Genomic DNA, 18,864 nt, shown 5'->3' with positions numbered 1-18,864 from the left:
CGGTTACTCCGTGACTGGGGTGTTGGCGGCGGTTGCGTGGACGTGAGCGGCGGCGGACTGGTCGCCATGCGCTTCGTTGCAGATCATCTGGATCTTGCCGTCTGGGGTGCGGACGGCGGTCGACGACGACAGGAATTCGTCGGTCAGGCGCGCGCCGGTGGCACCGCTGCGGTGGAATTTCTGCAGCGTCGGCTTGGCTGCAATGCGCGACTGCCGGGCCGCCTTGGCGGCGACCAGTGCAGCCTGCTCTTCGGGAGTGGCGGCGCGCAGCTTGCCGGTTTCGGCATCGCGGGCGATGGTCTGGCCATCAACGGACTCGACGGTTTCCTGCTGGGCTTGCTGAGCAGCGGCGGGCAGGGCGTATGCGCACAGGGCCAGGGCGGCGGCAGCGCCCAGCAGGCGCTGGATGGTGTTCAGGTTCGACATGAGATTCTCCGGATAGGGAAGATTGGATCAGCGGCGTGCGCGGCGGCGCATGGCGCCCAGGCCGAGCAGACCGCCGGCGATCAGGGCCAGGCTGGCCGGTTCCGGCACGTCCACGGTCAGGCTGTCGAGACCGACGCCGTTGCTGCTGTCCGCGGCACCGGTGTATTCGAATGCGAAGCGGGTCGAGCCCAGCACGTTCGCACCGACCCAGGCGGTGTATTGGGTCCAGCCATTGACCGGAACCGGGTTGACGGTCGTCAGGGCGGTACCGGTGAGGCTGCCGTCGGCATTGACGAAACCGAAGTTGACTTGGTCAACATAGCCTTCGCCAGCGGCGCGCAGGTAGAAGGAGACCGTGGCGCCCAGGCTGGCGTCGAAGGTCGGGGTGATCAGCCAGCTGTCGATCTGGCCGCCCGCCGGTGCATTGTTGTAATTAGCTTGCGCATACGAGGCAATATTGCCCGATTGTGCGTCGAAAACGGCGGCGCCCTGGAACCAGCCCGGAGTCACGCCGCCAGGCGTACTGTTATTGACAAACAACCAGCCATTCGATGCGAGGCTCGCGACATTGTCGAAACCTTCGTTGATCAGCACGCCGGCTTGGGCCGACATCGTCATCGCTGCAAGCACTGCCGCGGCAAACGCTTTCTTCATCATGTTGTCATGCACTCCTGAGTTTTGGATGACGGGACCATCTTGTGTTCCCGGTTAATGGCGCTACGGTCGGGCAGTATCCCGTCCAACTTGCAGCCAGTATTCATCGCCATCGCATAAAACGTGCCAGTGCAGTAACAATATGATTTCCAAAGGAAATTTTGAAGGTAGGAATATTCTGTCATTAAATTGTAAAAAATTCTGACAGAGGCCCCATTTTTTGATTCCCTAAGTAAATATTTTCGTGAGAATGTTCACATTTATTGCATCTTTTATTTCTGTAAATAATTTTAAATTTCTTTATATTTACAAAAATAGTGGAAAAGCGATGTCTGTACGCTGTCAAACACAAGAACGATATAAAAAATTCACTGTGGATATCGAGTGGAATACTCTTCGACAAATGTGACATGAAAATGACAGCCTGCCGGCAGGGAATCAGCGCTCGCCCAGGCCGCGCCGGTACTGGATCGCTTCTGCCACATGCGCAGCCTGGACGCGCTCGATGTCTGCCAAGTCGGCAATGGTGCGTGCCACCCGCAGCACCCGGTGATAGGCGCGCGCCGACCAGTGCAGGCGCTGCATTGCCTCGCCCAGCAGGCGGCTTGCTGCCGGATCGAGCCGGCAATGCTCGTCGATCTCGCGCGTACCCAGCCTGCGGTTAGCCTTGCCCTGGCGTGCCAGCTGCAGCGCATGGGCACGGCCGACACGCGCGGCGACCTCGCGGCTGGGTTCGCCGTCGGCGAGCCCGGCCATGCCATCGGGCGCCATCGCCGCGACCGGGATCTGGATGTCGATGCGGTCGAGCAGGGGCCCCGAGATGCGGTCCTGGTAGCGCTGCACCGCGTCGGGCGTGCAGCGGCATTTGCCGGAAGGATGCCCGAGCCAGCCGCAGGGACAGGGATTCATGGCCGCGATGAGCTGGAAACTGGCGGGAAAGTCGGCCTGGCGCGCCGCGCGCGAAATCGTGATTTCGCCGGACTCGAGCGGTTCGCGCAGCACTTCCAGCACCTTGCGGTCGAACTCGGGCAATTCGTCGAGGAAGAGTACGCCGTGGTGCGCTAAAGATATTTCTCCAGGACGCGGATTGGCGCCCCCGCCGACCAGCGCCACGCCCGAGCTGGTGTGGTGCGGGCTGCGAAACGGCCGGCGCCGCCACTGCGCAATCGAAAAGCTGCCGGCCAGCGACTGGATCGCGGCCGTTTCCAGCGCCTCGTCCTCATGCATCGGCGGCAGCAGGCCGGGAAAGCGCGAGGCCAGCATGCTCTTGCCGGCCCCGGGCGGACCGATCAAGAGGGCCGAATGCAGGCCGGCCGCCGCCACTTCCAGCGCGCGCTTGACCAGCTGCTGGCCCTTGACCTCGGCAAAGTCGGGATACACCGGCATGGTGTCGGGCAGGGCGGGGCGGTAGCGCGCCAGGCGCCCATCGTCGCCCTTGGCGGCAAAGTGGGCGCAGACCTCCAGCAGCGTGCGCGCCGGGTAGATGGCGGCATCGGTGACCAGCGACGCTTCGTCGGCATTCGCCTGCGGCAGGACGAAGGCGCGGGCCTGGCCGCCGCTGCGGTGCATGGCGAAACTCATGGCCAGCGCGCCACGCACCGGGCGCAGTTCGCCGGACAGCGACAGTTCGCCGGCGAATTCGTAGCGGTCGAGTTCCTCCCTCGGGATCTGTTCGGACGCGGCCAGGATGCCGAGCGCGATCGGCAGGTCGAAGCGGCCGGATTCCTTGGGCAGCTCGGCCGGCGCCAGGTTGATCGTGATGCGCCGGTTGGGCATGTCGAAGCCGGAATTCTGGAGCGCGGCGCGGACCCGGTCCTTGGCTTCGCGCACTTCGGTATCGGGCAGGCCGATCAGGTGGATGCCGGGCAGGCCGTTGGCCAGGTGGACCTCGACGCTGACGGCCGGCGCCTGCATGCCCGCCAGGGCGCGGCTGCGTAAGACGGCAAAGCTCATGGGTTTCCTCGTGAGTGCTGGACTCGCGAGATGGTGCGCGTTGCGTGGCATCCAGCCTTGAGGGTAACCAAACGTGCTCGGCGGCGGCTATCATGGCGGCCATGCCGAGACTGATCCTCACCTGCGTCATCCTGGGCGTGCTGTTCTGCACGCTGTGGACACCTGCGTTCTTCGTCGCGCGCCACTTCTGGCGCAAGGGGGACTGGGGGGCGCTGCGCGCGCTGAAGGTGCTGTGCCCGCTCCAGCTGGTGCTGGCGGGCGGATTGATCTTTGCGGCCGATGCCGCCGGCTACACCAACCCGGCCGGCTACAGCATTGCCATCATCGTCGGCGTGAGCCTGGCGGGTGCGGCGGCATTCGGGGCCTGGCGCCTGCTGCTGAGGTTCATCGCACGCTGATGGGGCGCCGAGCGTCTAACAACACCTCCTGAAGGCGTTGCTAGACGCTCGTCTCTTCACTCACACCTTGGATTCGGAGGCGGCCAGCTTCGCTTCCAGCTGGGCCACGCGCGATTCCAGTGCTTCCAGCTTGGCGCGCGTCTTGGCCAGCACCTGGGCCTGGATATCGAATTCCTCGCGCGTGACCAGGTCCAGCTTCGAAAAGCCCTGGGTCATCATCGCCTTGACGTTGCGCTCGATGTCCTTGGCCGGCGAACTATCGATCGCCTGGTTGATCTTGCCCTGCAGATCGTTAAAAAAGTTGTTCATTTGACTCTCTTCCTCATGTCCGATGTGGTGCGCACCGGCGCGGTGCGAGCGTGCCTGAATTGGTGCGCGCACTGGTTTGGCGCACAACGACAACACATCGTTTGTTTTTTTGAAACCTGAATGTGGGGGATTGGCCCGCGAAAAACAAGGAGCGCCTGCTCTTGTTCAAGGTGGCACGCATCCTGCTAAAGCATACATAAAACATAAAAAGGTACAGATTCAATTGTAAACCGCCTTTACAGAATCCGTTCAACAACAAGGGGAAATGTAATGAAGCGTCTGAGCAGCAAGTGGTTTCAAGCATCTTTTCTAGGCGCAAGCCTGTGGACACTCACGATCGGTGTGGCGGGCGCCCAAGAACAACCGCCCGAACATCAAGTGAGTTTCAATGCCGCGGTAACCAGCGATTACCGCTACCGCGGCCTGTCCCAATCCCGCCTCGACCCTGCACTGCAGGGCGGCGCCGACTACGTGCACAACCCGACCGGTCTGTACGTAGGCACCTGGCTGTCCACCATCAAGTGGACCAAAGACCTGGGTGGTGACGGCAATGTTGAATGGGACATTTACGGTGGCAAACGTGGCAACCTGAGCGACGACATTACCTATGACGTCGGCGGACTCTACTACTTCTACCCGAATAACAGCCTGACGCCCAACGCCAACACGTTCGAACTCTACGGCCAGCTCGGCTATGGCCCGGCCTACATCAAGTATTCGCATTCGCTGACCAACCTGTTCGGCACCGCAAACAGCAAACAGAGTGGTTACGTCGACATCGGCGCCAACGTCGATCTCGGCAGCGGCTTCACCCTGAACCTGCATGCCGGCCACCAGGAAGTGCGGCATAACGGTCTCTATTCCTATAGCGACTACAAGGTCGGCGTCACCAAGGACTTCGGGATTGCCTCGGTGGCGCTGGCGTATATCAAGGCCAATACCGATGGCTACCTGAGCCCGTCGGGGGAAAACCTCGGCAAGTCAGCGGCTTTGCTGACTGTTTCAAAAACTTTCTGAAAGAGGCAATCGTATGAAAATGATCACCGCCATCATCAAACCCTTCAAGCTCGACGAGGTGCGTGAAGCCTTGTCCGAGATCAACGTGCAGGGCATCACGGTGACCGAAGTGAAGGGTTTCGGCCGCCAGAAGGGTCATACCGAACTGTACCGCGGCGCGGAGTACGTGGTCGACTTCCTGCCGAAGACCAAGATCGAGGCGGCGGTCGACGACGCCATCGTCGACCAGGTGATCGACACGATTCAGAGCGCGGCACGCACCGGCAAGATCGGTGACGGCAAAATTTTCGTCTCCAATCTGGAGCAGGTAATCCGTATCCGTACCGGCGAGACCGGCAACGATGCGCTGTAAGGGGAAACCGATGACTCACACCATGACAAAACTGATCGCCGGCTTCACGATGGCGCTGGCACTCGGCAGTGCGTTGCCGGTGCTGGCCCAGGATGCCAAGCCGGCCACTGCCGCCCCGGCCGTGGAAGCGCAAGGGACTGCAGGGCCGACCTCGGCCGCACCGGCTGCAGCCGCAGCTGCCGCGCCGGCCGCCGCCGCACCGGCTGCCGCAGCGCCGGCTGCCGCAGCGCCGGCTGCCGCAGCGCCGGCTGCCGCACCGACCGCGCAGAAGGGCGACGTCGCCTGGATGTTCGTCGCCACCCTGCTGGTGATCATGATGACCATTCCGGGCCTGGCCCTGTTCTACGGCGGCCTGGTGCGCGCCAAGAACATGCTGTCCGTGCTGCTGCAGGTGTTCACGATCTTCTCGCTGATCATCGTCCTCTGGTGCCTGTACGGTTACTCGCTGGCCTTTACGGAGAACACGGCCTTCATCGGCGGTTTCGACCGCGCCTTCCTGAAGGGCATCTGGGATCCGGTCACGGCCACCTTCACGACCGCCGCCACCTTCAGCAAGGGCGTGGTGATTCCCGAGTTCATCTACGTGGCCTTCCAGGGCACCTTCGCCGCCATCACCTGCGGCCTGATCGTCGGCGCCTTCGCCGAGCGCGCGAAATTCGCCGCCGTGCTGGTGTTCATGGTCCTGTGGTTCACCTTCGGCTACCTGCCGGTCGCCCACATGGTCTGGTTCTGGACCGGTCCGGACGCGATCAAGGATGCCGCCACCCTGGCGACCGAATCCGCCAAGGCCGGCTGGCTGTGGCAGAAGGGCGCGCTCGACTTCGCGGGCGGTACCGTGGTGCACATCAATGCCGCCGTCGCCGGCCTGGTCGGTGCGATCCTGATCGGCAAGCGCGTCGGCTATGGCCGCGAATCGATGGCCCCGCACTCGCTGACCATGACCATGATCGGCGCTTCGCTGCTGTGGGTGGGCTGGTTCGGCTTCAACGCCGGTTCGGCCCTGGAAGCGGGCGACATTGCCGCCCTGGCGTTCGTCAACACCCTGCTGGCCACCGCCGCCGCCACCCTGTCCTGGCTGTTCGGCGAATGGATCACCAAGGGCAAGCCGTCGATGCTGGGTGCCGCTTCGGGCGCCGTCGCCGGCCTGGTTGCCATCACCCCGGCCTGCGGTTTCGTCGGCCCGATGGGCGGCCTGATCATCGGACTGGTGGCCGGCATCGTCTGCCTGTGGGGCGTGAACGGCCTGAAGCGCCTGATCGGCGCCGACGACTCGCTCGACGTGTTCGGCGTGCACGGCGTGGGCGGCATCCTGGGTGCATTGCTGACCGGCGTGTTCGCGGCGCCGCAGCTGGGCGGCCAGGGCATCTTCGACTACACCACCAACAAGATGTCGGCCGATGCGTACTCGATCGGCAGCCAGGTGCTGGTGCAGGCGGAAGCGATCGGCACCACCATCATCTGGTCGGCCGTCGTATCCTTCATCGCCTATAAGATCGTCGACGTCGTCATCGGCCTGCGCGTGGCCGAGGATGCCGAGCGCGAGGGCCTGGACATCACCAGCCATGGCGAGCAGGCTTATCACTCCTGATCGGCTGTTGCAGCTTAGTTAACAAAAGCGCCCCGCGGGGCGCTTTTTTCATGTCCTGCGGGTATCCGGCCTTTAAAATGTGTGGCATCACCCCAACCTGAACCAACCCATACCGCTAAGAAGCCCCAAGGACGTTAATACTATGGTTCCCCACCTCGCCACCGCCCTGACCGGTCCCCTGATGGACCTGGAAAAGAAAATTCTCGAAGCCACCCCCGCCATCGAGCGCTGGTTCCGCCTCGAGTGGCAGGAGCATACGCCGCCGTTTTATTGCTCGGTGGACTTGCGCAATGCCGGCTACAAGCTGGCGCCGGTGGACACCAACCTGTTCCCGGGCGGCTTCAACAACCTGTCGACCGAAATGCTGCCGCTGACCGTGCAGGCCGCGATGGCGGCGATCGACAAGTATTGTCCGGACGCGCGCAACCTGCTCCTGATCCCGGAAAGCCATACGCGCAACCCGTTCTACCTGCAGAACGTGCAGCGCCTGATGCAAATCTTCCGCCAGACCGGCCTGCACGTGCGCCTCGGTTCGCTGTCGCCGGACGTCACCCAGCCGACGCCGCTGGCGCTGCCGGACGGTAACATGCTGGTGGTCGAACCGCTGGTGCGCTCGGCCAACGGCCGCCGCGTCGGTTTGCAGGACTTTGACCCGTGCACCATCCTGCTGAACAACGATCTGTCGGCTGGTATTCCGTCGATCCTGGAAAACATCCACGAGCAGTCGCTGCTGCCGCCGGTGCACGCCGGCTGGGCCATGCGTCGCAAGAGCAACCACTTCAAGGCCTTCGACGAAGTCGCCAAGAAGTTCGGCAAGCTGATCGACATCGATCCGTGGATGGTCAACCCGCTGCACAGCAAGCTCGGCGAAGTGAACTTCCAGGAAGACGTGGGCATGGAAGCGCTGGCCGACAACGTGTCGGCGCTGCTGTCCAAGATCAAGAAGAAGTACAAGGAATACGGCATGAAGGATCAAAAACCCTTCGTCATCGTCAAGCCCGACGCCGGCACCTACGGCATGGGCATCATGACGGTGAAGGATGCCAGCGAGGTCAAGGACCTGAACCGCAAGCAGCGCAACAAGATGTCGGTGATCAAGGACGGCGTGGCGGTAACCGACGTCATGATCCAGGAAGGCGTGCCGACCTTCGAATCGATCAACGACGCGGTGGCCGAGCCGGTGGTGTACATGATCGACCGCTACGTGGTCGGCGGCTTCTACCGCGTGCACGCCGAGCGCGGCATCGACCAGAACCTGAATGCGCCGGGCTCGCAGTTCGTGCCGCTGGCGTTTGCCCAGCAGCACGCGATGCCGGACCTGAAGGCCAAGCCGGGGACGGCGGCGCCGAACCGTTTCTATGTGTACGGCGTGGTGGCAAGGCTGGCGCTGCTGGCGGCGTCACTGGAGCTGGAGCGTACCGATCCGGATCCGGAGATCTATTGATTGACATCGTAGCGTGGGCACCCTGTGCCCACGCGTGACGCAGGCACGGTGTTGGCCGTCATCGAAGGAAAGCCAACTCGATGCAAGCTTCCACGTGGGCACAGGGTGCGCACCCCACGTCCGGTCGACGTTCAGTCCTTGCGCGCCATATAGACGAAATGCGAGCGCAGCGGCGGTACCAGCGCCGTCAGCAGCTCGGGCACCAGCCATGGCAGGCGCGCGATCGCGCGGCTCAGCGGCGGCACCAGCATCAGCGTGCGGTAATGGCGCTTTTCGGCCGGCCAGAAACGCAGCAGTTCGACCTCGCTGACCTTGCGCACGTTGGGATTGCGTGGGTTGTTGTAGCGGAAATCGAAGATCATGGTCCAGCCGCCGGGACGCAGCACGCGCCACATCTCGGCCGCGAGCGCGCGCCGCATGTCTTCGTCGAGGATCGATGAAAATACGGTGTGGGCGCTGACCAGGTCGACGCTGTCGTCGGGGAAGGCGTCGAGCAGGCCGAGGTGCCAGCGCACGCTGGGCGCGGTTTGCACGCGGGCGCGGTCGAGCCGGTCCGGCTGCAGTTCGGTACCGGCCAGGCCGCCGGGCGTGGCGCCCCAGTCGATCAGCTGGCGCAGGAACAGGCCGTCGCCGCAGCCGACGTCGAGCGCGCGCAGCGTCGACAGATCCGGACCGACCGTCGCTGCCAGCAGCCTGGACAGTACACGCGCCCGCTGCGACGACTGGTGCACGATTTCCGGGCGGTGCCAGGCATAGCGCGCCAGCGCGGTGCCGCCATGCCACTGGCGATAGACATGGTTGATGCGTTCGTGCTCGGCCTGGTTCGTCATCGGTTCCTCCCAAGCCGTCATCTTCGCCAAGCACCTCGCATGCGCGCTTGAGAGACCGCAAACACGACCTGAATAGATGACTTTTTGCCAATAGGCATCGGCTGGGTTGACGCGACAGTCGCTTGCGGGTGCTTTCCGCGAGAATCCGTGTTTCCGGCTAAAATCAGGGCATTGCCTCGATTGGAACCCTCATGAAAATCGCTTTTCTCGCCGATCCGCTGTCCGGCTTCAAGACCTACAAGGATTCGACCTTCGCGATGATGCGCGAAGCGGCCGCCCGCGGCCACCGGATCTATGCCTTCGAACAGCGCCACATGGTGCTGGACCAGGGCGTGGTCAGCGCCGACGTCAGCGAGATCGCGCTGACCGGCGACGCCGACGACTGGTACCGCGTGCTCGGCACCGACAGCGTGCGCCTGTCCGAATTCGACGCCGTCCTGCAGCGCAAGGACCCGCCGTTCGACATGGAATACATCTACGGCACCTACCTGCTCGAGCTGGCCGAGCGCCAGGGCGCGCGCGTGTTCAACAAGCCGGCCGCCATCCGCGACCACAACGAAAAGCTGTCGATCGCCCAGTTCAGCCAGTACACCTCGCCGACGCTGGTGACCTCGTCCGGCACCCAGCTGCGCGCCTTCCACGCCGAGCACGGCGATGTCATCTTCAAGCCGCTGGACGGCATGGGCGGCGCCGGCATCTTCCGCGTCAAGGACGACGGCCTGAACCTCGGCTCGATCATCGAAACGCTCACCGACAACGGCGCGCGTACCATCATGGCCCAGAAATACATCCCGGCCATCGTCAAGGGCGACAAGCGGGTGCTCGTCATCGGCGGCAAGCCGGTGCCGTTCGCGCTGGCGCGCATCCCCCAGGGCGGGGAAGTGCGCGGCAACCTGGCCGCCGGCGGCCTGGGCGTGGCCCAGCCGATCACGGAACGCGAACGCGAAATCGCCGAGGCCCTGGGCCCGGTGCTGGCGGCGCGTGGCCTGTTGCTGGTAGGATTGGATGTGATCGGTGATTTCCTGACGGAAGTGAACGTTACCAGCCCGACCTGTTTCCAGGAGATCACCGACCAGACCGGCTTCAATGTGGCCGGGATGTTCATCGACGCACTGGAACAGGCGGTCACAGGAAACTGACATGGTAGGTATTCTGCTGATGACCCACGCACCGCTGGGTCAGGCATTCATCGCCGCGGTAGCACACGTGTTCCGCGGTCCCACGGAGTTGTTCGAAGCGATCGACGTGACGGCGGACCAGGACACCAATGAGGTCAACGAACTGGCGCGCCAGGCGATCAAGCGCCTCGACGACGGCGACGGCGTGCTGGTCATCACCGACATCAAGGGCGGCACGCCGTCCAATTGCTGCAACACGCTGGCGCAGGCCGGCCACGTGGAAGTCATCGCGGGCATCAGCCTGCCGATGCTGCTGCGCGCGATCACGTATCGGCGCGACACCCTCGACGTGGTGGTCGAGATGGCACTGGCGGGCGCGCAGAACGGCGCGGTCAGGGTCGACAACAGGATCCGGGTCGGCACCTGACCGGTCTTTTCAATTGGCGAGACGATAAAAAAACATGATTCAACAGGAACTCGAGATTATCAACAAGCTGGGCCTGCACGCCCGCGCCTCCGCCAAATTCACCCAGCTCGCCGCCCGCTACCAGAGCGACGTCTGGCTCACCCGCAATGCACGCCGCATCAACGCCAAGTCGATCATGGGCGTGATGATGCTGGCCGCCGGCAAGGGCGCCAAGGTGACGCTGGAAGCCGACGGTCCGGACGAGGAAGCGTGCATCGCCGCCCTGACGGCACTCATCAACGATAAATTCGGCGAAGGCGAATGAGCACCTCGAATAACCTGCTGCGCGTTGCACTGCCGCCCTGCGATGCTCGCCGTACTTCTCGTACGGCTCCGCTTCTCGAACGGCATTGCCGCCGCTCGCTACGGTTCTTCGAGGTGCTCTAATGCCGGAATCACGAGCCGGCCGCGGTCACCCGGGAAAATCGATGGCATCGTTCACCCTGCATGGCATTCCGGTCTCGCGCGGAATCTCGATCGGACGCGCGCACCTGCTGACGCCGGCCGCGCTCGACGTCAAGCATTACCTGGTGGCGGAAGAACAGGTCGAGGCCGAGGTCAAGCGCCTGCAGGAAGCCATCGCCCAGGTGCACCGCACCCTGCAGGACCTGTGGACCGACCTGCCCAAGGATGCGCCGACCGAACTGGGCGCCTTCATCGACGTCCACGTGCTGATCCTGTCCGACCCGATGATCTCGGAGGCGCCGCTCGACATCATCCGTTCGCGCCACTACAACGCCGAGTGGGCGCTGGTGACCCAGATCGACGAGCTGTCGGCGCAGTTCGACGAGATCGAGGATGCCTACCTGCGCGAGCGCAAGCAGGACATCCAGCAGGTCGCCGAGCGCGTGCTGAAGGTCCTGATGGGCACCGAGCTGTCGGCGCCGCCGGCGCCGGCGGGCGAGGACCACTTCCAGCCGCAGATGATCGTGGTCGCCCACGACATCTCGCCGGCCGACATGCTGGCCTTCCGCGACCGCTCGTTCGTCGGTTTCGTGACCGACGTCGGCGGCCAGAACTCGCACACCGCGATCGTCGCGCGCAGCCTCGACATCCCGGCCGCGGTCGGCATGAGCCAGGCCTCGCGCCTGGTCGAGCAGGACGACTGGGTGATCGTCGACGGCGATGCGGGCGTGGTGATCTGCAATCCGAGCGCGCTGGTGCTGGAGCAGTACCGGGCGCGCCAGACTGCCCTGATCAAGGCGCGCAAGCGCCTGCTCAAGCTGAAGAAGACGCCGGCCGTCACCCGGGACGGCACGTCCATCACGCTGCTGGCCAACATCGAGCTGCCCGACGACTGTCCGGCGGCGCTGGAGGCCGGTGCCCACGGCGTCGGCCTGTTCCGCTCCGAATTCCTGTTCATGGGCCGCGGCGCCCAGGCGCTGCGGGTGCCGAGCGAGGACGAGCAGTTCGAGCAGTACCGCAAGGCGGTGGTGGCGATGAAGGGCCGCGCGGTCACCATCCGCACCCTCGACGTCGGCGCCGACAAGCCGCTGGACCAGACCGAGCACACGGCGCTGAACCCGGCGCTGGGCCTGCGCGCGATCCGCTATTGCCTGGCCGAGCCGCAGCTGTTCCTGACCCAGCTGCGCGCGATCCTGCGCGCCTCGGCCTTCGGCAAGGTGCGCATCCTGATCCCGATGCTGGCGCACGCCTTCGAGATCGACCAGTCGCTGAACATGATCGCCCAGGCCAAGGCCCAGCTGCGCGAGCAGGGGATGGAGTTCGACGAGGCCATCGAGGTCGGCGCCATGATCGAGATCCCGGCCGCCGCGCTGGCGCTGCCGATGTTCGTCAAGCGCATGGATTTCCTGTCGATCGGCACCAACGACCTGATCCAGTACACGCTGGCGATCGACCGCGTCGACTACGAGGTGGCGCACCTGTACAATCCGCTCCACCCGGCAGTGCTGAACCTGATCGCGATGACGATCGCGGCCGGTGCCAAGGCCGGCATCGACGTCGCCGTGTGCGGCGAGATGGCGGGCGACATCAAGCTGACGCGCCTGCTGCTCGGCATGGGCTTGCGCGAATTCTCGATGCACCCGGCCCAGCTGCTGGCGGTCAAGCAGGAAATCCTGGCGAGCGACCTCAAAACCCTGACCACGCGCACCCGCCGCATCCTGCGTGCGATGGAACCCGGCGACATCGCCGAGGCCGTGGAGCAACTGCAGTCACTGTAATACCAGCGCTGTACTACTGAATAACGAAATCCATGGCTTCTCTCGGAACAGTCTCACCCCAGGCGATGCATTTCGCCGAACCGCTGCGCCTGCAAAGCGGCGCCGCCCTCGGCGACTACACGCTGATGTACGAAACCTACGGCACCCTGAATGCCGACAAATCGAATGCGGTGCTGATCTGCCACGCGCTGAACGCATCGCACCACGTGGCCGGCCACTACGCCAATGAACCGAAAAGCGCCGGCTGGTGGGACAACATGGTCGGTCCGGGCAAGCCCGTGGACACCGACCGCTTCTTCGTTATCGGCATCAACAACCTCGGCTCCTGCTTCGGTTCCACGGGGCCGATGCACATCAATCCGGACACCGGCAAGCCGTATGGCGCCGCCTTCCCGGTGGTGACGGTGGAAGACTGGGTCGCGGCCCAGGCACGCCTGGCCGACCGGCTCGGCATCGATTGTTTCGCGGCCGTGATGGGCGGCTCGCTGGGCGGCATGCAGGCTTTGGCCTGGTCGATCATGTTCCCGCAGCGCCTGCGCCACTGCATCGTGATCGCTTCGACACCCAAGCTGTCGGCCCAGAATATCGCCTTCAACGACGTCGCACGCCAGGCCATCCTGACCGATCCCGACTACCGCGGCGGCGACTTCTACGAATACGGCGTGGTGCCGAAGAACGGCCTGAAAGTGGCACGGATGGTCGGCCACATCACTTACCTGTCGAACGACGACATGGCGGAAAAGTTCGGCCGCAAGCTGCGCAACGCGTCCGAGAACGACGACTACAAGTTCGGCTTCGGGGTCGACTTCGAGATCGAGTCCTACCTGCGCTACCAGGGCGACAAGTTCTCGGAATACTTCGATGCCAACACCTACCTCCTGATCACCAAGGCGCTCGATTATTTCGACCCGGCGCGCGAGCATGGGGGCAGCCTGGAGAAGGCGCTGGAAAACACCCAGGCGCAGTACCTGATCGCCTCCTTCAGCACCGACTGGCGCTTCTCGCCGGAGCGCAGCCGCGAGATCGTGCAGGCGCTGCTGGCCAACCGCCGCAAGGTGACCTATGCCGAGGTCGACGCGCCGCACGGCCACGATGCCTTCCTGCTGGACGATGCGCGCTACATGAGCATCGTGCGTGCCTACTACGGCCGCATCTGGGAAGAATGTGTCGATGCCAAGGCAAAGGAGGCCGCATGAAATTCGAAGACCTGAGCACCCTGCGCCCCGACCTCGCCTTCATCGCGCACTGGGTCCGCAACGGTTCGCACGTGCTGGACGTGGGCTGCGGCGACGGCGCCATGCTGCGCTACCTGGAAACCGGCAAGCACTGCACCGGCTACGGCGTCGAGATCGCCGACGACAAGGTCCTGGAAAGCACGAAGCGCGGCATCGACGTCATCCAGCACGACATGGAGCAGGGCCTCGACCTGTTCGGCGACAATGCCTTCGACATGGTGCTGTGCCTGTCCTCGCTGCAGATGATGCAGCACGTGGAGGCGCGCCTGCGCGACATCGTCCGCGTCGGCAAGGAAGCCATCGTCTCGTTCCCGAACTTCGCGCACTGGCCGCACCGCATCTCGCTGCTCAAGGGCCGCATGCCAGTGTCGCGCTCGCTGCCTTACCAGTGGTTCGACACGCCCAACGTGCGCTACGCCACGATCAACGATTTCAAGGAACTGGCCGAGAAGTGCGGGCTGGAAGTGCTGGAATACGTGGCGCTGGCCGATGGCAAGCCGGTATCCTTCCTGCCGAACCTGCGCGGCAGCCTGGCCGTGTTCCGATTGCGCAAGAAGGACTTGGTCGTCACTTGATATGATGTGCAGTATTGACATCGATTGCAGGTGAGCACGACCATGAAAAAGTTATTTATCCTGGCGGCATTGTGCGCCGCCATGCAGGGCGTACCGGCCGCGGCACGCGAACCGGCACAGGATGGCAAGGGGCAAGTGGTGCAGGACGGGATCGCCGTCGAGCCGCTCAAGGATGGCATGTGGCGGCGCATGACCGCGCCCGAGCAGGCCATCAACGAACAGTCGGCCCAGCAGTACACGGCGCTGATGGGCCAGGCGCGCGAGAAGGGCGCGCTGGTGGCGCCGGCCGATCCGCAGGTCAAGCGCCTGCGTGCCATTGCCCAGCGCATCATTCCGCAGACGGCGCGCTGGAATCCCAAGGCGAACCAGTGGAACTGGCAGGTCAACCTGCTGCGCTCGAACCAGGTGAATGCCTTCTGCATGCCGGGCGGGCGCATCGCCTTCTTTACCGGCATCATCGACAAGCTGAAACTCACCGACGACGAGATCGCCGCCGTGATGGGCCACGAGATCGCGCACGCGCTGCGCGAGCACGGGCGCGAGCGCATGAGCAAGTCGACCACGACCAGCCTGGTCACCGGCATCGGCGGCGCCATCCTGTCGGCCTGGTCGGGCTACGACGTGCGCGGCGCGGCGAATGCGGCCGGCCAGATGGTGGTGCTGAAGTTCTCGCGCGACGAGGAACGCGAAGCCGACCTGGTCGGCCTCGACATCGCCGCGCGCGCCGGTTACGACCCGCGCGCCGGCATCGCCCTGTGGAACAAGATGGCGGCGCTGGACGGCCGCGGCGCACCGATCGAGCTGCTGTCGACCCACCCGGGCGGCAGCCATCGCATCGAGCAGATACAGTCCCACATGAACGTGCTGCTGCCGCTGTACGCCCGCAGCAAGGGCGTTCCCGTGGACCGGCTGCCGCCATACCGCACCAATCTCGCATCGCGCTGAAGGACTGCATGGCACGTTTCGTCAGGAAGGGCCACCAGGCCGAAGCCAACGCCCAGGTGCCGCTGCCGGTGCGCGACGGCGTGGCCCCCAGCTACCTGTGGATCAACGAGACCCGCACCGGGGGCATGCTGCCCTTTCTCGAAGCGCATTTCGGCGCGGTCGGCGGCCCGTCCTGGGCCGCGCGCCTGGCGCGCGGCGACGTGGTCGACGCGAGCGGCCAGCGCCTGCAGCCGGACAGCCACGTGCGCCAGGGCATGCGCATCTGGTATTACCGCGAGCTGGAAGAAGAGACGCCGATCCCGTTCGACGAAGCCATCCTGTTCCAGGACGACCACCTGCTGGTGGTCGACAAGCCGCATTTCGTGCCGATGATCCCGACCGGACGCTTCCTGCGCGAGACCCTGCTGGTGCGCCTGAAGCGCAAGCTCGACCTGCCGCACCTGACCCCGATCCACCGCCTCGACCGCGAGACCGCCGGCGTGGTCATCTTCTCGCACAACCTGGCCACGCGCGGCACTTACCAGTCGATGTTCCAGAAGCGCAGCATCCGCAAGGTGTACGAAGCGCTGGCGCCGGTGCTCGAAGGCCGCGCCTTCCCCTTTACGCACCGCAGCCGCATGGTCGACGGCGAAAAATTTTTCGTGATGAAGGAAGAAGAGGGCGAGCCGAACTCGGAAACGCTGGTGGAACTGATCGAGCGCCGCGGCGATATCGCGCGCTACCGCCTGCATCCGCATACCGGCCGCAAGCACCAGCTGCGCCTGCACCTGGCGTCCCTGGGCGTGCCGATCCTGAACGATGCCTTCTATCCGGTGGCGCTGCCGTGCAAGGGCGACGATTATTCGGCGCCGCTGCAGCTGCTGGCGCGCCGCATCGGCTTCGACGATCCACTCACCGGCGAGGCGCGCAGCTTCGAAAGCCGGCGCGTGCTGGAGTGGCCGCCGGTGTGACAATCCGCACATATTGCCTGATTACAACATGCTATCCTGACCGGATTTCCTGGATCACCGGTCATGACATTCATCCACATTCCTGATCTTGCCGGCTGCAGGCGGCGCCGATGAGAGAAGTCCGCAAGCGCGACGACCTGCCGCCCCACACTGCCCCGAGCGAGGCCCTTGGTATGGTGCTGCTGTGTTTTGGCAGTACCATTTTCGGCTCGCTGGCAGTCATGTCGGGTCCGGTACGCCTGGTGAGCTTCAGCGACGACGCTGTCGCCGCAGTCATCTTTTTTCAATGCGTACTGGGCATCATTGCGCTAGCTGTTCTGCATGTGCGCGCCTATCCGCTCAGGAGCCTGGTGCCGCGCCCGTCCTGGCGCGGCACCCTGGCCGGCATCGGCCTGTGCCTGTGCTGCGCACTGGTGGGCATGCTGGTATTCTGGCTCGCGCCGCACCCGTCAGGATCGCCGCTGGGTGACATGGTACCGGCAGCCCATGTCTCCTGGTACAGCATCCTGCTCATGGTACTCGTCGACGGCAGCTACGGAGAGATCTTCCTGCTGGCCTACCTGATGCGCGGCCTGCGCCGCTTCGGCGCATCGACGGCCATCGGTATCACCGTGCTGATACGCGTGCTTGGCCACATGTACCAGGGGCCGGCGTGCGCGCTGGCGATGGCGCTCTGCGGTGTCGTGCTGGGCATCTATTATCATTACCGGGGCCGCCTGTTCCCGGTCGTGCTGGCCCACGTCGTCTGCTACGTGGTTCCCTATTTTTATTTCTATCAGAGCGCGTAGTCGATGATCAGCGGCGCGTGGTCGGAAAAGCGCGCTTCCTTGTAGATCGACACCGCATGCGCCTTGGCGGCGATGCCCGGGGTGGCGACGTGGTAATCGATGCGCCAGCCGACGTTCTTGGCCCAGGCCTGGCCGCGGTTGCTCCACCAGGTGTACTGCTCGGGCTCCTGGTTGACCACGCGGTGCACGTCCACCAGGCCCAGTTCGTCGAAGATGCGCGTCATCCAGGCGCGCTCTTCCGGCAGGAAGCCGGAATTCTTCCTGTTCCCTTTCCAGTTCTTCAGGTCGATTTCCTTGTGCGCGATGTTCCAGTCGCCGCAGATCACGACTTCGCGGCCTTCGGCCTTCAATTGCTCCAGGTGCGGCAGGAAGACTTCCATGAAGCGGAACTTGGCCAGCTGGCGCTCGGGCGAGGACGAGCCGGACGGGCAGTACACCGAGATCACGGTCAGGTTGCCGACGTCGGCACGGGTGTAGCGGCCTTCGCCGTCGAATTCGACGCAGCCGAAACCGGTCGAGGTCATGTCCGGCTTGATGCGGCTATAGACCCCGGTGCCCGAATAGCCCTTCTTCTCGGCGTAGTGGAAATGCCCGTGGTAGCCGTGCGGCGCGAGGAATTCCTCGGTCATGTCGGCCTGCTGGGCCTTCAGCTCCTGGACGCAGATGAAATCGGCATCCTGCGTGGCCATCCAGTTGAAGAAACCCTTCTTGTGGGCGGAGCGGATGCCGTTCAGGTTGGCGGAAATAATTCTTGGCATGGTTATGAAAATAATACGGAGATGAGAGCCGGACGCTGCCGTTGGCTGCCGATGTGATGCTACAGCAACAGGATTGTAGCCGGATAGTGTAACGCGTTTTTTGCTCAGTAGGAACGTCGAACCGGCTGGCAAGCCTGCGTTGAAACTGCGGCGGCGGCCGCCACCCGGACGGTGCGGCGCATTACAATACGGGCTTTCGAATCCAGGGGAAGTCATGAGCAATCTGCGCCAACAATTTATCGCGTTTTCGGTCGAGGCCGGAGTCTTGAAATTCGGTCAATTCACGACCAAGGCGGGGCGCCTGTCGCCGTACTTCTTCAACGCCGGCCTGTTCCACGACGGCGCCACCCTGGGCCAGCTGGCCCAGTTCTACGCCCAGACCCTGATCGACTCGGGCGTCGAATTCGACATGCTGTTCGGCCCGGCCTACAAGGGCATCACGCTGGCCTCCGCGACCGCGGTGGCGCTGGCCGCCAAGGGCCACAACACTTCGTTCGCCTACAATCGCAAGGAAGCCAAGGACCACGGCGAAGGCGGCACCATCGTCGGCGCCGGCCTCAAGGGCAAGGTCGTCATCATCGACGACGTGATCTCGGCCGGCACCTCGGTGCGCGAATCGGTGGCCATGATCCGCGCCGCCGGCGCCGAACCGGCCGCCGTCCTGATCGCGCTCGACCGCATGGAACGGGGTGGCAAGGATGGCGTGCTGTCGCCGCTGTCGGCGGTGCAGGAAGTCAGCCAGAACTACGGCATCCCGGTGATCTCGATCGCCAACCTGGCCGACCTGTTCGGCTACCTGGAGGCGGATCCGTCGCTGGGCGATCACAAGGACGCGGTGGCGGCGTATCGCGCGCAGTACGGGGTCTGACATGCTG

At 64.2% G+C, this 18,864-nt stretch carries 21 protein-coding genes; 15 read left to right on the top strand and 6 right to left on the bottom strand.

Annotated elements, in window-relative coordinates:
- Positions 1–3 precede the first annotated feature (3 nt).
- The 3 genes from U1H99_RS18940 to U1H99_RS18930 form a co-directional block, all read right to left on the bottom strand.
- Positions 4–426, bottom strand: coding sequence for a post-PEP-CTERM-1 domain-containing protein (locus tag U1H99_RS18940; protein WP_323143249.1), 423 nt, complete (start codon positions 424–426; stop codon positions 4–6).
- 27 nt (positions 427–453) lie between these two features.
- Positions 454–1,083, bottom strand: a complete 630-nt coding sequence (locus U1H99_RS18935; protein ID WP_323143248.1) for a choice-of-anchor J family PEP-CTERM protein — start codon at positions 1,081–1,083, stop codon at positions 454–456.
- Between the two features lie 435 nt (positions 1,084–1,518).
- Positions 1,519–3,033: a YifB family Mg chelatase-like AAA ATPase gene (locus tag U1H99_RS18930; RefSeq protein ID WP_323143247.1), complete on the bottom strand. Its 1,515-nt coding sequence runs from the start codon at positions 3,031–3,033 to the stop codon at positions 1,519–1,521.
- A 101-nt stretch (positions 3,034–3,134) separates the two neighbouring features.
- Between U1H99_RS18930 and U1H99_RS18925 the strand changes: the two genes are divergently transcribed.
- Entirely contained in the window at positions 3,135–3,431 is a 297-nt protein-coding gene (locus tag U1H99_RS18925; protein WP_323143246.1) for a hypothetical protein, read from the top strand.
- Positions 3,432–3,491: 60 nt separating this feature from the next.
- Here U1H99_RS18925 and U1H99_RS18920 read toward each other — a convergent pair whose 3' ends face one another.
- A complete protein-coding gene (locus tag U1H99_RS18920) occupies positions 3,492–3,740 on the bottom strand; it encodes an accessory factor UbiK family protein (protein ID WP_323143245.1) in 249 nt (82 codons plus the stop codon).
- Between the two features lie 270 nt (positions 3,741–4,010).
- Between U1H99_RS18920 and U1H99_RS18915 the strand changes: the two genes are divergently transcribed.
- From U1H99_RS18915 to gshA, 4 genes are all read left to right on the top strand, one after another.
- Positions 4,011–4,757 carry a TorF family putative porin gene (locus U1H99_RS18915; protein ID WP_323143244.1) on the top strand — a complete coding sequence of 249 codons (747 nt, stop codon included), beginning with the start codon at positions 4,011–4,013 and terminating at the stop codon, positions 4,755–4,757.
- Between the two features lie 13 nt (positions 4,758–4,770).
- Positions 4,771–5,109, top strand: a complete 339-nt coding sequence (locus U1H99_RS18910) for a P-II family nitrogen regulator (RefSeq protein ID WP_141838913.1) — start codon at positions 4,771–4,773, stop codon at positions 5,107–5,109.
- A gap of 22 nt (positions 5,110–5,131) precedes the next feature.
- Positions 5,132–6,697 (top strand): ammonium transporter, encoded by a 1,566-nt coding sequence (locus tag U1H99_RS18905; protein WP_375341629.1) that lies wholly within the window; start codon positions 5,132–5,134, stop codon positions 6,695–6,697.
- 142 nt (positions 6,698–6,839) lie between these two features.
- A complete protein-coding gene (gene gshA, locus U1H99_RS18900) occupies positions 6,840–8,141 on the top strand; it encodes a glutamate--cysteine ligase (RefSeq protein WP_141838909.1) in 1,302 nt (433 codons plus the stop codon).
- Between the two features lie 131 nt (positions 8,142–8,272).
- Here the strand turns inward: gshA and U1H99_RS18895 are convergent, their stop codons facing one another.
- Positions 8,273–8,971, bottom strand: a complete 699-nt coding sequence (locus tag U1H99_RS18895; protein WP_323143242.1) for a class I SAM-dependent methyltransferase — start codon at positions 8,969–8,971, stop codon at positions 8,273–8,275.
- A 191-nt stretch (positions 8,972–9,162) separates the two neighbouring features.
- On the opposite strand from U1H99_RS18895, the gene gshB reads away from it, so the two are divergent.
- The 9 genes from gshB to U1H99_RS18850 all read left to right on the top strand — a co-directional run bounded on the left by gshB (position 9,163) and on the right by U1H99_RS18850 (position 17,231).
- Positions 9,163–10,110, top strand: coding sequence for a glutathione synthase (gene gshB, locus U1H99_RS18890; protein WP_141838905.1), 948 nt, complete (start codon positions 9,163–9,165; stop codon positions 10,108–10,110).
- A gap of 1 nt (position 10,111) precedes the next feature.
- Positions 10,112–10,516: a PTS sugar transporter subunit IIA gene (locus tag U1H99_RS18885; RefSeq protein ID WP_323143241.1), complete on the top strand. Its 405-nt coding sequence runs from the start codon at positions 10,112–10,114 to the stop codon at positions 10,514–10,516.
- A 34-nt stretch (positions 10,517–10,550) separates the two neighbouring features.
- Positions 10,551–10,820, top strand: a complete 270-nt coding sequence (locus U1H99_RS18880) for an HPr family phosphocarrier protein (protein WP_141838901.1) — start codon at positions 10,551–10,553, stop codon at positions 10,818–10,820.
- Between the two features lie 163 nt (positions 10,821–10,983).
- Positions 10,984–12,738 (top strand): phosphoenolpyruvate--protein phosphotransferase, encoded by a 1,755-nt coding sequence (ptsP, locus tag U1H99_RS18875; protein ID WP_323143240.1) that lies wholly within the window; start codon positions 10,984–10,986, stop codon positions 12,736–12,738.
- Positions 12,739–12,803: 65 nt separating this feature from the next.
- Positions 12,804–13,934 carry a homoserine O-succinyltransferase MetX gene (gene metX / locus U1H99_RS18870; protein WP_375341631.1) on the top strand — a complete coding sequence of 377 codons (1,131 nt, stop codon included), beginning with the start codon at positions 12,804–12,806 and terminating at the stop codon, positions 13,932–13,934.
- A complete protein-coding gene (metW, locus tag U1H99_RS18865) occupies positions 13,931–14,548 on the top strand; it encodes a methionine biosynthesis protein MetW (RefSeq protein ID WP_323143238.1) in 618 nt (205 codons plus the stop codon). Before metX ends, metW begins: the two co-directional genes overlap by 4 nt.
- 42 nt (positions 14,549–14,590) lie before the next feature.
- On the top strand, positions 14,591–15,493 hold the full coding sequence (locus U1H99_RS18860; RefSeq protein ID WP_323143237.1) for a M48 family metallopeptidase: 903 nt from the start codon (positions 14,591–14,593) through the stop codon (positions 15,491–15,493).
- An 8-nt stretch (positions 15,494–15,501) separates the two neighbouring features.
- Positions 15,502–16,443 (top strand): RluA family pseudouridine synthase, encoded by a 942-nt coding sequence (locus U1H99_RS18855; RefSeq protein WP_323143236.1) that lies wholly within the window; start codon positions 15,502–15,504, stop codon positions 16,441–16,443.
- Positions 16,444–16,553: 110 nt separating this feature from the next.
- Complete coding sequence (locus U1H99_RS18850) at positions 16,554–17,231, top strand: CPBP family intramembrane glutamic endopeptidase (protein ID WP_323143235.1); 678 nt, start codon at positions 16,554–16,556, stop codon at positions 17,229–17,231.
- Here the strand turns inward: U1H99_RS18850 and U1H99_RS18845 are convergent.
- Positions 17,219–17,989, bottom strand: coding sequence for an exodeoxyribonuclease III (locus U1H99_RS18845; RefSeq protein ID WP_323143234.1), 771 nt, complete (start codon positions 17,987–17,989; stop codon positions 17,219–17,221). The genes U1H99_RS18850 and U1H99_RS18845 overlap by 13 nt on opposite strands.
- 214 nt (positions 17,990–18,203) lie before the next feature.
- On the opposite strand from U1H99_RS18845, the gene pyrE reads away from it, so the two are divergent.
- Positions 18,204–18,857: an orotate phosphoribosyltransferase gene (gene pyrE, locus U1H99_RS18840; RefSeq protein WP_323143233.1), complete on the top strand. Its 654-nt coding sequence runs from the start codon at positions 18,204–18,206 to the stop codon at positions 18,855–18,857.
- Positions 18,858–18,864 lie beyond the last annotated feature (7 nt).

Source organism: Massilia phyllosphaerae (genome assembly GCF_034659755.1).
GTDB lineage: Bacteria > Pseudomonadota > Gammaproteobacteria > Burkholderiales > Burkholderiaceae_D > Telluria > Telluria phyllosphaerae.
This window is presented reverse-complemented; position numbering and strand designations above follow the sequence as displayed.

What these genes read in the sequence shown, in the direction of transcription:
- U1H99_RS18940 (WP_323143249.1), bottom strand. Translation starts at nt 426, where the DNA reads ATGTCGAACCTGAACACCATCCAGCGCCTGCTGGGCGCTGCCGCCGCC.
- U1H99_RS18935 (WP_323143248.1), bottom strand. Translation starts at nt 1,083, where the DNA reads ATGATGAAGAAAGCGTTTGCCGCGGCAGTGCTTGCAGCGATGACGATG.
- U1H99_RS18930 (WP_323143247.1), bottom strand. Translation starts at nt 3,033, where the DNA reads ATGAGCTTTGCCGTCTTACGCAGCCGCGCCCTGGCGGGCATGCAGGCG.
- U1H99_RS18925 (WP_323143246.1), top strand. Translation starts at nt 3,135, where the DNA reads ATGCCGAGACTGATCCTCACCTGCGTCATCCTGGGCGTGCTGTTCTGC.
- U1H99_RS18920 (WP_323143245.1), bottom strand. Translation starts at nt 3,740, where the DNA reads ATGAACAACTTTTTTAACGATCTGCAGGGCAAGATCAACCAGGCGATC.
- U1H99_RS18915 (WP_323143244.1), top strand. Translation starts at nt 4,011, where the DNA reads ATGAAGCGTCTGAGCAGCAAGTGGTTTCAAGCATCTTTTCTAGGCGCA.
- U1H99_RS18910 (WP_141838913.1), top strand. Translation starts at nt 4,771, where the DNA reads ATGAAAATGATCACCGCCATCATCAAACCCTTCAAGCTCGACGAGGTG.
- U1H99_RS18905 (WP_375341629.1), top strand. Translation starts at nt 5,132, where the DNA reads ATGACAAAACTGATCGCCGGCTTCACGATGGCGCTGGCACTCGGCAGT.
- gshA (WP_141838909.1), top strand. Translation starts at nt 6,840, where the DNA reads ATGGTTCCCCACCTCGCCACCGCCCTGACCGGTCCCCTGATGGACCTG.
- U1H99_RS18895 (WP_323143242.1), bottom strand. Translation starts at nt 8,971, where the DNA reads ATGACGAACCAGGCCGAGCACGAACGCATCAACCATGTCTATCGCCAG.
- gshB (WP_141838905.1), top strand. Translation starts at nt 9,163, where the DNA reads ATGAAAATCGCTTTTCTCGCCGATCCGCTGTCCGGCTTCAAGACCTAC.
- U1H99_RS18885 (WP_323143241.1), top strand. Translation starts at nt 10,112, where the DNA reads ATGGTAGGTATTCTGCTGATGACCCACGCACCGCTGGGTCAGGCATTC.
- U1H99_RS18880 (WP_141838901.1), top strand. Translation starts at nt 10,551, where the DNA reads ATGATTCAACAGGAACTCGAGATTATCAACAAGCTGGGCCTGCACGCC.
- ptsP (WP_323143240.1), top strand. Translation starts at nt 10,984, where the DNA reads ATGGCATCGTTCACCCTGCATGGCATTCCGGTCTCGCGCGGAATCTCG.
- metX (WP_375341631.1), top strand. Translation starts at nt 12,804, where the DNA reads ATGCATTTCGCCGAACCGCTGCGCCTGCAAAGCGGCGCCGCCCTCGGC.
- metW (WP_323143238.1), top strand. Translation starts at nt 13,931, where the DNA reads ATGAAATTCGAAGACCTGAGCACCCTGCGCCCCGACCTCGCCTTCATC.
- U1H99_RS18860 (WP_323143237.1), top strand. Translation starts at nt 14,591, where the DNA reads ATGAAAAAGTTATTTATCCTGGCGGCATTGTGCGCCGCCATGCAGGGC.
- U1H99_RS18855 (WP_323143236.1), top strand. Translation starts at nt 15,502, where the DNA reads ATGGCACGTTTCGTCAGGAAGGGCCACCAGGCCGAAGCCAACGCCCAG.
- U1H99_RS18850 (WP_323143235.1), top strand. Translation starts at nt 16,554, where the DNA reads ATGAGAGAAGTCCGCAAGCGCGACGACCTGCCGCCCCACACTGCCCCG.
- U1H99_RS18845 (WP_323143234.1), bottom strand. Translation starts at nt 17,989, where the DNA reads ATGCCAAGAATTATTTCCGCCAACCTGAACGGCATCCGCTCCGCCCAC.
- pyrE (WP_323143233.1), top strand. Translation starts at nt 18,204, where the DNA reads ATGAGCAATCTGCGCCAACAATTTATCGCGTTTTCGGTCGAGGCCGGA.